General features: G+C 70.9%; 12 protein-coding genes. 4 read left to right on the top strand and 8 right to left on the bottom strand.

Annotation, left to right across the window (positions count from 1 at the left end; translation table 11 throughout):
- Position 1 precedes the first annotated feature (1 nt).
- Positions 2–1,186, top strand: a complete 1,185-nt coding sequence (disA, locus tag ACL02O_RS11380) for a DNA integrity scanning diadenylate cyclase DisA (RefSeq protein ID WP_412817978.1) — start codon at positions 2–4, stop codon at positions 1,184–1,186.
- A 24-nt stretch (positions 1,187–1,210) separates the two neighbouring features.
- Here disA and ACL02O_RS11375 read toward each other — a convergent pair whose 3' ends face one another.
- The 3 genes from ACL02O_RS11375 to ACL02O_RS11365 form a co-directional block, all read right to left on the bottom strand.
- Positions 1,211–1,957, bottom strand: coding sequence for a hypothetical protein (locus tag ACL02O_RS11375; protein WP_412817977.1), 747 nt, complete (start codon positions 1,955–1,957; stop codon positions 1,211–1,213).
- 129 nt (positions 1,958–2,086) lie between these two features.
- Positions 2,087–2,647: a peptide deformylase gene (locus ACL02O_RS11370; RefSeq protein ID WP_412817976.1), complete on the bottom strand. Its 561-nt coding sequence runs from the start codon at positions 2,645–2,647 to the stop codon at positions 2,087–2,089.
- Complete coding sequence (locus tag ACL02O_RS11365; RefSeq protein WP_412817975.1) at positions 2,644–3,156, bottom strand: glycine cleavage system transcriptional repressor; 513 nt, start codon at positions 3,154–3,156, stop codon at positions 2,644–2,646. The genes ACL02O_RS11370 and ACL02O_RS11365 overlap by 4 nt, the downstream gene beginning before the upstream one ends.
- Before the next feature lie 97 nt (positions 3,157–3,253).
- Here ACL02O_RS11365 and ACL02O_RS11360 point away from each other — a divergent pair, with 97 nt between their 5' ends.
- Entirely contained in the window at positions 3,254–4,153 is a 900-nt protein-coding gene (locus ACL02O_RS11360; RefSeq protein WP_412817974.1) for an HhH-GPD family protein, read from the top strand.
- Between the two features lie 235 nt (positions 4,154–4,388).
- On the opposite strand, the gene ACL02O_RS11355 is transcribed toward ACL02O_RS11360, so the two are convergent.
- The 3 genes from ACL02O_RS11355 to lysS all read right to left on the bottom strand — a co-directional run bounded on the left by ACL02O_RS11355 (position 4,389) and on the right by lysS (position 9,422).
- Complete coding sequence (locus ACL02O_RS11355; protein ID WP_412817973.1) at positions 4,389–6,926, bottom strand: ATP-dependent Clp protease ATP-binding subunit; 2,538 nt, start codon at positions 6,924–6,926, stop codon at positions 4,389–4,391.
- 524 nt (positions 6,927–7,450) lie between these two features.
- Positions 7,451–7,801, bottom strand: a complete 351-nt coding sequence (locus ACL02O_RS11350; RefSeq protein ID WP_412817972.1) for a histone-like nucleoid-structuring protein Lsr2 — start codon at positions 7,799–7,801, stop codon at positions 7,451–7,453.
- A gap of 112 nt (positions 7,802–7,913) precedes the next feature.
- Positions 7,914–9,422, bottom strand: coding sequence for a lysine--tRNA ligase (gene lysS / locus ACL02O_RS11345; protein WP_412817971.1), 1,509 nt, complete (start codon positions 9,420–9,422; stop codon positions 7,914–7,916).
- Between the two features lie 92 nt (positions 9,423–9,514).
- Between lysS and ACL02O_RS11340 the strand changes: the two genes are divergently transcribed.
- A complete protein-coding gene (locus ACL02O_RS11340) occupies positions 9,515–10,255 on the top strand; it encodes a class I SAM-dependent methyltransferase (RefSeq protein WP_412817970.1) in 741 nt (246 codons plus the stop codon).
- Between the two features lie 15 nt (positions 10,256–10,270).
- On the opposite strand, the gene ACL02O_RS11335 is transcribed toward ACL02O_RS11340, so the two are convergent.
- Positions 10,271–11,029: a type III pantothenate kinase gene (locus tag ACL02O_RS11335; protein ID WP_412817969.1), complete on the bottom strand. Its 759-nt coding sequence runs from the start codon at positions 11,027–11,029 to the stop codon at positions 10,271–10,273.
- Between the two features lie 118 nt (positions 11,030–11,147).
- Between ACL02O_RS11335 and ACL02O_RS11330 the strand changes: the two genes are divergently transcribed.
- Positions 11,148–12,251 carry a hypothetical protein gene (locus ACL02O_RS11330; protein WP_412817968.1) on the top strand — a complete coding sequence of 368 codons (1,104 nt, stop codon included), beginning with the start codon at positions 11,148–11,150 and terminating at the stop codon, positions 12,249–12,251.
- A 3-nt stretch (positions 12,252–12,254) separates the two neighbouring features.
- Here ACL02O_RS11330 and nadC read toward each other — a convergent pair whose 3' ends face one another.
- On the bottom strand, positions 12,255–13,151 hold the full coding sequence (gene nadC / locus ACL02O_RS11325) for a carboxylating nicotinate-nucleotide diphosphorylase (RefSeq protein WP_412817967.1): 897 nt from the start codon (positions 13,149–13,151) through the stop codon (positions 12,255–12,257).
- Positions 13,152–13,192: the final 41 nt, after the last annotated feature.

Genomic DNA, 13,192 nt, shown 5'->3' with positions numbered 1-13,192 from the left:
CGTGCCGATCGACCGCGATGCCACCAAGCCCGCCGCGACGACGCCGCACGCCCGCACCGGCGCCGTGGGCTCCCCCGCCCGTCCGATCAGCGTGAGCGTCACCGGAAGCGTCAGCGGCGCCGGCGGCGACCCGCTGCGGGCCAATCTCGCGCTGATGGCGCCGGGCACCGCCCTGCGCGACGGTCTCGAACGCATCCTGCGCGGCCGCACCGGTGCGCTGATCGTCCTCGGCTACGACAAGGTGGTCGACGCGATCTGCACCGGCGGCTTCCCGATGGACGTCGAGTTCTCCGCCACCCGGGTCCGCGAGCTGTGCAAGATGGACGGCGCCGTGGTGCTCTCCAGCGACGGCACCCGGATCGTCCAGGCGGGCGTGCACCTGATGCCCGACCCGTCCATCCCCACCGAGGAGTCCGGCACCCGGCATCGCACCGCCGAGCGGGTGGCCCGGCAGACCGGCTACCCGGTCATCTCGGTGAGCCAGTCGATGCGGATCATCAGCCTCTACGTCAACGGCCAGCGGCACGTGCTGGACGACTCGGCGGCGATCCTGTCCCGCGCCAACCAGGCCCTGGCCACGCTGGAGCGCTACAAGCTCCGGCTGGACGAGGTCTCCGGCACGCTCTCCGCGCTTGAGATCGAGGATCTGGTCACCGTTCGCGACGCGGTCTCGGTGGTGCAGCGGCTGGAGATGGTCCGCCGGATCGCCGACGAGATCGCCGGTTACGTGGTGGAGCTGGGCACCGACGGCCGCCTGCTCGCCCTCCAGCTCGACGAGCTGATGGCCGGTGTGGACGCCGATCGCACCCTGGTCATCCGGGACTACCTCCCGATCGGCCGGAAGTCGCGCACCCTCGACGAGGCTCTGGTCGAGCTGGACCTGCTCAGCGCCACCGAGCTGATCGACCTGGTCGCGGTGGCCAAGGCGATCGGGTACCCGTCCGCCTCCGACGCCCTCGACGCGGCGGTCAGCCCGCGCGGTTTCCGCCTGCTGGCCAAGGTGCCCCGGCTTCCCACGGCCGTGGTGGACCGGCTGGTGGTGCACTTCGGCAGCCTCCAGCGACTGCTCGGCGCGACCGTGGAGGACCTTCAGGCGGTCGAGGGGGTCGGGGACGCTCGGGCCCGGGGGGTCCGCGAGGGGCTGTCCCGGCTCGCCGAGGCATCCATCCTGGAGCGCTACGTCTGATCCCCGGGCCGGGACCGACGGCGGTCAGTTGGTGATGGTCAGCTTCACCGGCTCGCTGAGCTTGGTGCCCACCCGGGCGAAGACCTGGTACGTGCCGGTCGGCGCGTACGGTCCGGCGGCCAGGCCGTTCGCGCATCGGCTGGCGTCCCGGCCGTTCCAGCCCAGCTCGTAGTAGCGCTCGAAGTCCGGCGTGAACGACTGCACGTCCGAGCCCTTGCCGGTGCCGCAGGTGTCCGAGGACCAGATCTTCTCCGCCCCGGACTTGATGAACAGCTCCTGCAGGTCGGCACCCACGTCCCGGCTGCACGTCCGGTTCGAGATGTTCTGGATCTTGAGGCGGAGGGTGACCACCGTGCCCCGCTGGGCGGTGGTCGGCCGCGCCACCGCGGTCACCTTGATCTCCGAGTCGGCGCATGTCCCGTCGTCGGCCACCGGCGCGGCCGGCGCATCGGCGCCGGTGTCGTTCGATCCGGTGCCGCCACCCGCCGGACCGCCCTGGCCGCCGTCGGAGCCGCCGTTCGAGCCTCCGGAGTTTCCACCGGAGTCGTCCGGCGTCGCGGACGGGGCGCCGGACTGCGGGGTCAGCACCGACCCGGTCGGCTGGGGGGCCGTGGCGGACGGCGTGGATCCGGCGCCGGTCACGCCGGCGTTGCGGTCCGGGCCGTGGCAGGAGTAGAGCAGGACAATCAGAAATAGCAGCCCGGCTCCGAGTACGACGGCGCGACGCCGCCAGTACACGGCGGGAGGCAGAGGGCCGACCGTCAGTCGCATGATGCGTTCACCGTAGCCGCGCACCGCCCACGCCGTGAGCGCGACGCGCCGGCATGCTCCCGGCCGCCGCCCTGATTCTCCACTGTGGACGGCGATGGTCACCGGGCGGCGCCGGCAGACCACGCCCGGTCACAGGTAGACCTTGCGCTGGTAGACGGCGTGCGCCCCGGCGACCCGGTCGAGGAAGAGCAGGCCGGCGCAGTGGTCGATCTCGTGCTGGAGCGCCCGCGCCTCGAAGCCGTCGGTGACCAGCCGGACCGGCTCCCCGGTGCCGGGGAGCATCCCCTCCACCACCAGGCGGCTGGCCCGCTTCACGTCACCGGTCAGGTCGGGCACCGACATGCAGCCCTCCCGCCCGGCCTTCCAGCGGGTCGCCTCCACCACCCTGGCGTTGCAGAGCACGAAAATGCCGTGCACGGTCACCGCCTTCGGATGGCCGGTCACGTCCACCGCGAACACCTGGGCGCTCACCCCGACCTGCGGTGCCGCCAGGCCGACGCAGCCCGGCGAGACGCGCATGGTGGCGACCAGGTCCGCCGCGAGGCGGACCACCTCGTCGGACTTCGGATCCACCTCCGGCCCGGGCCGGCTGAGCACCGGATCGGGGGCGGACACCACCGGGCGCACCTCGCCCGGCAGGCCGAGCGCCTCCGGGGTCCAGCCGCCCAGGCCCGCGTAGTCCGCCGTCACAGCAGATCCGTGTCCGCCGGCCGGAGGCTGACGCCCACGCCCAGCTCGGCAGCGGTACGGGCGAGCCGGCCGGCCACCTCGTCGGAGCTGCCCGGCGGCAGTTCCACCTCGGCGACCACCACGTAGAGCGAGCCGGTCAGCCGGGTGCTCAGGTCGGTGACGTTGCCGCCCGCGTCGGCCAGTACCCGGGTCATCGCGGCCACGATGCCCATCCGGTCGGCGCCGTGCACCGCCAGCACGTACGGTTCGCCGGCCGGCTCGGTCCGCCCGTCCGGGGTGACCGCGCGTACGGTGGCCAGCAGCTGACCTTCGGCGGCGAGCGGGGCCAGCGCGGCCTCGACGTCCGCGGCGGCCGGGCCCACGCAGATCAGGGTCATCGCGAAGTGTCCCCGCAACCGGGTCATCGTGGAGTCGGTGAGGTTCGCGCCGAGCCGCGCGAGGGCCTCGGCGACGTCGGCCACGATGCCTGGCCGGTCCCGGCCGATGACGGTGATCGCGAGCTCGTTCATCCGGACATTCTGCCGCCTCGCCCCAGGGCCGGGTGCGTGGGCCCGCCGGGCCCGCCCAACCTGCGGGAAAGGTGCCCGTGACATCATCGGCGGCGCGATGTCTGAGCCCACGTTCGCCACCCTGGTCAGCCGCTGGTACGAGCGGAACGCCCGCGATCTGCCGTGGCGCAAGCCGGGCGTCGGTGCCTGGGCGATCCTGGTCAGCGAGGTCATGCTCCAACAGACGCCGGTGGTCCGGGTGCTGCCCGCCTGGGAGGCGTGGCTGGCCCGCTGGCCCAATCCGGCCGCGCTGGCGGCGGACACCCCGGCCGAGGCGATCCGGATGTGGGGCCGGCTCGGCTATCCCCGCCGGGCGGTCCGGCTGCGCGAGTGCGCGGTGGCGATCGTGGAACGGCACGGCGGCGAGGTACCGGGGCGGCTCGACCAGTTGCTGGCGCTGCCGGGCGTCGGCACGTACACGGCCCGGGCGGTGGCCGCCTTCGCTTACGGGCAGCGGCACCCGGTGGTCGACACGAACGTACGCCGGGTGGTGTGCCGGGCGATCGCCGGCGAAGCGGACGCCGGTCCGGCCACCCGGCCCACCGACCTGGTCGCCACCGAGGAGCTGCTACCTCCGGAGCCCGCCGCCGCGGCCCTGGCCAGCGCCGCGTTCATGGAACTCGGGGCGGTCGTCTGCACCGCCCGCGCGCCGCGCTGCACGGCCTGCCCGGTCGAGCCGGTCTGCGCCTGGCGGGCCTCCGGCCAGCAGGCGCCCGCCGGCCCGACCCGCCGCCCCCAGCGGTACGCCGGCACCGACCGTCAGGTACGCGGCCTGCTGCTCGCGGTGCTCCGGGAAGCGATCGGCCCGGTGCCGCACCAGCGGCTGGACCAGGTGTGGCACGACGACGTGCAGCGATCCCGGGCGCTCGCCGGGCTGGTCACCGACGGCCTGGTCGAGCCGGTCGGTGAGGAGTCCTTCCGCCTGATCGGTGACGGCCCGCCGGTCCCCCTCCCCTGACCCACGTCGACCGACGGGGGACGGCCAGACAGCCGGGTGATCCACTCGGGTTGCGGCAACCCGGAGTACGCCAGGCTCACGAAGGCGCGAGTTGCCGCAGCCCGAGTCGATCAAGCGCGGCCGGCCCGGGCCGGTCAAGCGCGGCCGGCCGGCGGGCGCCGGACACGGGGAAGGCGACGGCCCCGGCGGCTTTCGCCTGCCGGGGCCGTCGCCCTCTGCCAGATCAACCCGACGCTTACGCCGCGTCGTCCGCGCCCGTGGCGGCGGTGCCGCCGAGGTCGGCCGGAACGGCGTCCGGCACGTCGACCGGCTTGTCCGCGCCCCGGAAGACGAGCTTGGACTTGTCGATGTTGGTCGGGTCGCCCTCGCAGTCCACCACCACGATCTGACCCGGGGTCAGCTCGTTGAAGAGGATCCGCTCGGAGAGGTTGTCCTCGATGTCGCGCTGGATCGTCCGGCGCAGCGGCCGGGCGCCCAGCACCGGGTCGAAGCCCTTGGTCGCCAGGTACTTCTTGGCGTTCTCGGTCAGCTCCAGGCCCATGTCCTTGTTCCGCAGCTGGGTCTCGATGCGGGAGATCATGATGTCGACGATCGACAGGATCTCCTGCTGACGCAGCTGGTGGAAGACGATGGTGTCGTCGATCCGGTTCAGGAACTCGGGCCGGAAGTGCTGCTTGAGCTCGTCGTTGACCTTCTGCTTCATCCGCTCGTAGTTGGAGTCGGAATCCTCAGAGGCCTGGAAGCCCAGCGAGACCGCCTTGGCAACGTCGCGGGTACCGAGGTTGGTGGTCAGGATGATGACCGTGTTCTTGAAGTCCACGATCCGACCCTGGCCGTCGGTGAGCCGCCCGTCCTCCAGGATCTGGAGGAGCGTGTTGAACACGTCCGGGTGGGCCTTCTCGATCTCGTCGAAGAGGACCACCGAGAACGGCCGACGGCGCACCTTCTCGGTCAGCTGCCCGCCCTCGTCGTAGCCGACGTAGCCGGGAGGGGCACCCACCAGCCGGGACACCGTGTACCGGTCGTGGAACTCGGACATGTCCAGCTGGATGAGGGCGTCCTCGCTGCCGAAGAGGAACTCGGCGAGCGCCTTGGACAGCTCGGTCTTACCGACGCCGGACGGGCCGGCGAAGATGAACGAGCCGGACGGGCGCTTCGGGTCCTTCAGGCCGGCCCGGGTACGCCGGATCGCCTTCGAGACCGCCTTGACCGCGTCCTCCTGGCCGATGACGCGCTTGTGCAGCTCGTCCTCCATGCGCAGCAGGCGCGAGGTCTCCTCCTCGGTCAGCTTGTAGACCGGGATGCCGGTCCAGTTGCCGAGCACCTCGGCGATCTGCTCGTCGTCGACCTCGCTGACAACGTCCAGGTCACCGGCCTTCCACTCCTTCTCCCGCTGGGCCTTCTGGCCGAGCAGCTGCTTCTCCTTGTCGCGGAGCTGGGCGGCCCGCTCGAAGTCCTGCGCGTCGATCGCGGACTCCTTGTCGCGGCGCACCTGGGCGATGCGCTCGTCGAAGTCACGCAGGTCTGGCGGCGCGGTCATCCGGCGGATCCGCATCCGGGCACCGGCCTCGTCGATCAGGTCGATCGCCTTGTCCGGCAGGAAACGGTCGGAGATGTACCGGTCGGCTAGGGTGGCGGCGGCCACCAGGGCGGCGTCGGTGATGCTCACCCGGTGGTGCGCCTCGTAGCGGTCCCGCAGGCCCTTGAGGATCTCGATGGTGTGGGCCAGCGACGGCTCACCCACCTGGATCGGCTGGAAGCGGCGCTCGAGAGCGGCGTCCTTCTCCAGGTGCTTGCGGTACTCGTCGAGGGTGGTGGCGCCGATGGTCTGCAGCTCACCACGGGCCAGCATCGGCTTGAGGATGCTGGCGGCGTCGATCGCGCCCTCGGCGGCACCCGCACCCACCAGGGTGTGGATCTCGTCGATGAACAGGATGATGTCGCCGCGGGTGCGGATCTCCTTGAGCACCTTCTTCAGGCGCTCCTCGAAGTCGCCGCGGTAGCGGGAACCGGCGACCAGGGCACCGAGGTCGAGCGTGTAGAGCTGCTTGTCCTTCAGCGTCTCGGGCACCTCGCCCTTGATGATCTTCTGGGACAGCCCCTCCACCACGGCGGTCTTACCGACGCCGGGCTCACCGATCAGGACCGGGTTGTTCTTGGTACGGCGGGAGAGCACCTGCATGACCCGCTCGATTTCCTTCTCGCGCCCGATGACCGGGTCGAGCTTGCCCTCGCGGGCGGCCTGGGTCAGGTTGCGGCCGAACTGGTCCAGCACGAGGCTGGTCGACGGCGCGGCCTCGCCCGGCGCGGCGCCCGCCGCGGCCGGCTCCTTGCCCTGGTAGCCGGAGAGCAGCTGGATCACCTGCTGGCGGACCCGGTTGAGGTCGGCGCCGAGCTTCACCAGCACCTGGGCGGCGACGCCCTCACCCTCACGGATCAGACCGAGCAGGATGTGCTCCGTGCCGATGTAGTTGTGGCCGAGCTGCAGCGCCTCGCGCAGCGACAGCTCCAGCACCTTCTTGGCCCGCGGCGTGAACGGGATGTGCCCGCTCGGCGCCTGCTGGCCCTGGCCGATGATCTCCTCGACCTGCTGACGGACGCCCTCGAGGGAGATGCCGAGGCTCTCCAGGGCCTTTGCCGCGACGCCCTCACCCTCGTGGATCAGGCCCAGCAGGATGTGCTCCGTACCGATGTAGTTGTGGTTGAGCATCCGGGCCTCTTCCTGGGCCAGGACGACAACCCGTCGCGCTCGGTCGGTGAACCGCTCGAACATGCCCTCGTGCTCCTCACGTGCCGTGCGCCTTGATGGTCAAGATCTTGGCGGGGCCGGTGCGCGGACGTCCGGGACGGGCGTCCGTGCCTCCTTACTCTATCGCCGCGGACCGACTCCGCTGAGGTCGTGTGACCCCGCGAATGGCCGTTCCCGCGTCGTTTCTGACAACCGTCCGCGCTCAGGAGGTGTTCCGGTACCCCTGCCTGTACGCGCAGAGCGAAATTCGACCGTCGGTGGAAATGGCCGGTAACGGCCTCCCGGGCGACTCCCGGACCCGAGGGCGTCGGCTTCGACGCCGACCGTCGGCCATCCACAGCCTGTGGATGGAATTTCCACCGCCTGTGGACAACTCCCTCGGACCCCGGTTTCTTCCCCGTCCGCAGGCGCCGTCCGGGCGACCTGGTCCGGCGCGGTGGACCCAGCCGGACCCGAACCGGACGGACGGCGCAACCGGGCGTAAACGGCGACGCCGGCCCGGAGTCGCGCTCCGGTCCGGCGTCGATGTCGCCCGTGGCCTGGTCGGCTCAGTGACCAGCCTTCGAGTGGTACTCGTCGACGATCTCCTGCGGGATGCGCCCCCGGTCGGAGATGTCCTTGCCGGCCTTCTTGGCCCAGGCCCGGATGGCCTTGTTCTGCTCGCGGTCGGCGGTCGCGCCGCCCCGACCCCGCGCAGCCCGGCCACCCACGACCACCCCGCCGCGACCGACCTTGGTCCCGTGCCCGATGTACTGGCTGAATACTTCGCGCAATTTCTCGGCGTTCGAGGCCGAGAGGTCGATCTCGTACTGCACACCATCGAGCGCGAACTTGACGGTCTCGTCAGCGTCCCCGCCGTCCAGGTCATCGACCAGCTTGTGAATGATCTGCTTGGCCACGTCCCACATTCCTTTCGAGCAGGGTTGTGCTCCTGCAATACAAGAGCACAATAACCCGCGCGATGCTCGCCACGTCAATAGGTTGCGGTAACGACCCGGAGACGGTGTGGCGCTACTCCGGCCGGACCAACGGGAACAGGATCGTTTCCCGAATTCCGAGGCCGGTCAGCGCCATCAGAAGACGATCGATTCCCATTCCCATACCGCCGGCCGGCGGCATTCCGTACTCCATCGCCCGGAGAAAGTCCTCGTCCAGTCGCATGGCCTCGTCGTCGCCGCGCGCGGCGAGCTGCGCCTGGGCCACCAGCCGCTCCCGCTGCACCACCGGGTCGACCAGCTCGCTGTAGGCGGTGCCCAGCTCGAATCCGAGGACGTAGAGGTCCCACTTCTCGGCCAGACCGGGCTCGCCGCGGTGCGCCCGGGTGAGCGGGCTGGTCTCCTCCGGGTAGTCCCGGACGAAGGTGGGCGCCTGCAACGACGGGACGACCAGTTCCTCGAAGAGTTCCTCGGCCAGCTTGCCCGGGCCCCACTTCGGGTCGACGGAGAGCCCGACCTTGTCCGCGTACTCGACCAGGCGGGACTTTTCGGTGCGGACCGTGACCTCCTCGCCGAGCGCCTCGGAAAGGACGCCGAAGAGCGTCACCGAGCGCCACTCGCCGCCCAGATCGAACTCGCGGCCGTCGGCGTGGGTGACCACCGTCGAGCCGCCGACCGCGACCGCGGCCTGCTGGACCAGATTTCGGGTCAGCTCGGCCATGGTGTTGTAGTCGCCGTACGCCTGGTACACCTCGAGCATCGCGAACTCGGGCGAGTGCGAAGAGTCGATGCCCTCATTACGGAAGTTGCGGTTGATCTCGAAGACCCGGTCCACGCCACCGACCACGGCCCGCTTGAGAAACAGTTCCGGCGCGATTCGCAGATACAGATCGGTGTTGAGCGCATTGCTGTGAGTCACGAATGGGCGGGCCGCGGCACCGCCGTGCAGCAACTGCAGCATCGGGGTTTCGACCTCGATGAAGTCCTGGGCGTGCAGGGTGTCCCGCAGGCTGCGCACCGCGGTCGCCCGGGTCCGCACCATCTCCCGCGCCTGCGGGCGGACCACCAGGTCCACGTACCGCTGGCGGACCCGGGCCTCCTCGCTCAGCGGCTTGTGCGCCACCGGCAGCGGGCGGAGCGCCTTGGCGGTGACCGCCCACTCCTCGACCAGCACCGACAGCTCGCCGCGCCGGCTGGTGATCACCTCGCCGCTGACCCCGACGTGGTCACCGAGGTCGACCAGGCGCTTCCAGTCGTCGAGCCGCTCCGCGCCGACCCGGTCCAGCGAGAGCATCGCCTGCAGCTCGGTGCCGTCCCCGTCGCGGAGGGTGGCGAAGCAGAGCTTGCCGGTGTTGCGTACGAAGATCACCCGGCCGGTGACCGAGACGCGGTCGCCGGTGGCGGTGTCGGTGGGCAGGTCGGCATAGCGCTCCCGGATCCGCGCCAGGGTGCTGGTCCGGGGAAAGCCGACCGGGTAGGGCTCGACACCCTCGGCGAGCATCCGGTCCCGCTTCTCCCGGCGGACCTTCATCTGCTCGGGAAGGTCGTCGGCGGGGTCCACTGGCAGGGCGTTCTGCTCGGTCACGGCAGCTTCCTCAGGCTTGGAGAAATATCGGCGGGTCAGCCCATGAGCGTACTCAAGGCCCCTGCCGACCGTTACGGGATAACCTGCCGCCCATGACGGACCCCACTCACGCGCTCTCCTTCGGCGCGGCCGCCGCCGAGTACGACCGGTTCCGCCCCCGCTATCCGCAGGAGGCGCTGCGCTGGGCGCTGGACGGGGTGCCCGCTCCCGCCCGGGTGGTCGACCTCGGCGCGGGCACCGGCATCCTCACCCGCGGCGTGCTCGGGCTCGGTTACGAGGTCGTACCGGTGGAGCCGGATCCGGGGATGCGGGCGCAACTGGCGGTCGCCACCCCGGGCACGGCGGCGCTGGACGGCAGCGCCGAGTCGGTGGCGCTGCCGGACGGGTCGGCGGACGCGGTGCTGGTCGGCCAGGCCTACCACTGGTTCGACAGGGAGCGGGCGCACGCCGAGATCGCCCGCGTGCTGCGACCGGGTGGGACGTTCGCCCCGATCTGGAACACCCGTGACGAGCGGGTGGCCTGGGTCGCCGAGCTGAGCCGCGTCGCCCACCTCGGCGACAACGCCGGCAACGTGATCGACAGGTACGCCGACTTCGGACCCGCCTTCGAGCCGGTCGCGGCGGGCGAGTTCCGGCACACCACCACGCTCACCCCGGACGAGGTGGTCGGCATGCTGCACACCCGCTCCTACTGGCTCACCGCCTCGCCCGAGGAGCAGGAAAAGATCGACCGCGAGCTGGCTGACCTCTTCGCCACCCATCCGGACCTGGCCGGGCGGGGAACGATCGAGATGCCCTACCGCACCGTGGTCCTCCGCTCCCGACGGCGCTGAACCACCCCACGAAGATCAGGTGTTGCGCTCATAGACCATGCGCAGGCCGATCAGCGTGATCATCGGCTCGTGGTGGGTGATGGTGCGGCACTCGTTGAGCACCAGCGAGGCCAGGCCGCCGGTGGCGATCACCGCCTTCACCTCGCCCAGCTCCTCCGCCATCCGCTCGACGATCCGGTCCACCTGGCCGGCGAAGCCGAAGTAGAGGCCGGCCTGGAGGCACTCCACGGTGTTCTTGCCGATCACCGACCGCGGCTTCGTCGCCTCCACCTTGCGCAGCTGGGCGGCGCGAGCGGCGAGCGCGTCGAAGGAGATCTCGATGCCCGGCGCGAACGCGCCACCGAGGAACTCGCCCCGGCCGCTGATCACGTCGAAGTTGGTGGTGGTGCCGAAGTCCACCACGATCGACGGGCCGCCGTAGAGGGTGTACGCGGCCAGGGTGTTCACCACGCGGTCCGCGCCCACCTCCTTCGGGTTGTCGATGGCGAGCTGCACCCCGGTGCGTACTCCGGGCTCGACGATCACGCTGGGCAGGTCCGCGTAGTAGCGGGCCAGCATGGTGCGCAGCGAACGCAGCGCGGCCGGCACCGTCGAGCAGGCGGCCACCCCGGTGATTTCCACGGCGTCACCGGCCAGCAGCCCGCGGAACATCAGACCCAGCTCGTCCGCGGTGGAACGGGCGTCGGTCTTGATCCGCCAGGAGTGCACCAGCTTGTCGCCGTCGAAGGTCGCCAGCACGGTGTTGGTGTTTCCGATGTCGATGCAGAGCAGCACGCCCGCAGCCTAGACAACCCGCGACCACAGGGACGCGGAGCGGTACCGGGAACGTATCCTGAACCCATCGCGGCATGACAATTTTTCGATCCACGGCACGACCGGACGGGGAGCGGACATGTCGAGGATGTGGTGGGTCCGGGGGCGCAACGCCCTGCTCCGGCGCCGGCGGCACGTGCTGGTGCTGGCGGTACTGGCCGGCGGCGCGCTCTGGATGACCGTACAGGCCTGGCGGTCCGAGCAGCGCGACGGGCAGACCTTCCTCGGCGACCTCTACCTCAACATCGGCGCCGCGCTGATCATGACGCTGCTGACCTACCTGGTGCTCAACCCGCTCTTCCGCGAACTTCAGACGGCGACCATCATCGAGCACCCGCGACTTGACCGGGACGCGCTGATCCAGCGGGTCGGGCAGTCCCGGGAGATCGTCGCCATCCTGGAGACCTTCACCAGCATGCTGGAGGGCCCCTACACGACGCGCTTCCTCGTCGCGCTGCGCTTCGCGCTGGCCAACGGCGCGGTGGTCAAGGTGCTGCTGCTCGACCCGGACTCACCGGCCGTACGGCTGCGCGCCGAGGAGCTGCGCCGGGCCGACACCGCCCTCGCGATCAACAACAACCTCTATCACTTCGGCAAGCTCCAGCAGCAGCTCACGCCGGCCGCCCGGTCGCGGCTCCAGGTCCGGCTCTACGCCACCGCCCCCTCGGTCCAGATGTACCGCTGGGATCACAAGGCCTTCATCTCGTTCTTTCCGGTCACCGGCAAGACCTTCGACGCCCAGCAGTTGGAGGCGTTCGTCTCCACCCCGCTCGGCGAGTTCGTGGAGGACCGGTTCACGGAGCTCTGGGAGACCGCGCCGCTGCCCGACCTCGACGCCTGCCTCACCCTGCGCGTCTGCCTCTGGCACAGCGGCACGGAGCTGGAATCCTGCGAGGCCCGCTACGTACGGGTGGACGGCACCTGGTTCATCTCCGGCGCCGACCTGGTCCGCAACGTGGCACGGCACGGCCTCAGCGGGCTGAGCGTCGTGCTGGACCGACCGGAGGTGGCCGGCGAGGCGTTCACCCTCGGCGAGGCGGACGAGCTGGAGCCGCCCGAGGTCTACCACCGGGCGCTCCAACTCTTCCGCGCCAAGTACGGACTGGACGCCGGTGAGGACACCGAGAACCAGGTCATCTTCAACCTGGTCACCACCACCACGCTCAGCCGGCAGCGGGCCTGACCGTCACTCCTCCCGCAGGTCCAGCGCGATGTCCAGGATCGGCGAGGAGTGGGTCAGCGCGCCCACCGAGAGGAAGTCGACGCCGGTCGCGCCGTACTCGGCCACCACCGGCAGGGTCAGTCCGCCGGTCGCCTCCAGCTCGGCCCGGTCGCCCACCGTGGCGACCACCTCGCGCAGCTGCGCCGGGGTCATGTTGTCCAGCAGCAGGAAGTCCGCCCCGGCCTCGACCGCCTCCACCGCCTCGGCCAGGGTGTCCACCTCGACCTGCACCGGCACGTCCGGGAACGCCTCCCGGACCCGCCGGTAGGCGGCCGCGACGCCACCCGCCGCGACCTTGTGGTTGTCCTTGATCATCGCGACGTCGTGCAGGCCCATCCGCTTGTTGGTGCCGCCGCCGGCCCGGACCGCGTACTTCTCCAAGACGCGCAGGCCGGGCGTCGTCTTGCGGGTGTCGAGCACGGTCGCCTTCGTACCGGCCAGGGCATCGGCCCAGGCGCGGGTGTGGGTGGCCACCCCGGACATCCGGCAGAGCAGGTTCAGCGCGGTGCGCTCGGCGGTGAGCAGCAGCCGGGTCGGGCCGGTCACCGTCGCCAGCACGTCACCGCGCGCCACCCGCTGCCCGTCGTGGGCCACCAGCGACACCTCGACCGTACGGTCCGCCCCGGTCACCTCGCCCACCAGCTCGAACACAGCCGCGGCGACGGGCAGCCCGGCCACCACGCCGTCGGCCCGGGCGACCAGGTCACCGGTGTCGTTCTGCGCGTCGGGGATGGTGGCGACGCTGGTGACGTCGAGAAAGTCGGGCCCCAGGTCCTCGGTGAGGGCGTCGACGATCACCCGCCGCACCTGTTCCGGGTCCAGGCCGCCGTCCCGCAACGCCCGCTCCGTCGACTCCCTCACCAGGGCCTCCCTCTTTCGCAACCGCGGAACTCACCGGACCG

It is taken from the genome of Micromonospora mangrovicola (genome assembly GCF_047200535.1).
Lineage (GTDB): Bacteria > Actinomycetota > Actinomycetes > Mycobacteriales > Micromonosporaceae > Micromonospora.
The sequence above is the reverse complement of the archived record's forward strand: the minus strand, read 5'-3'. Positions and strand labels throughout refer to the sequence as shown.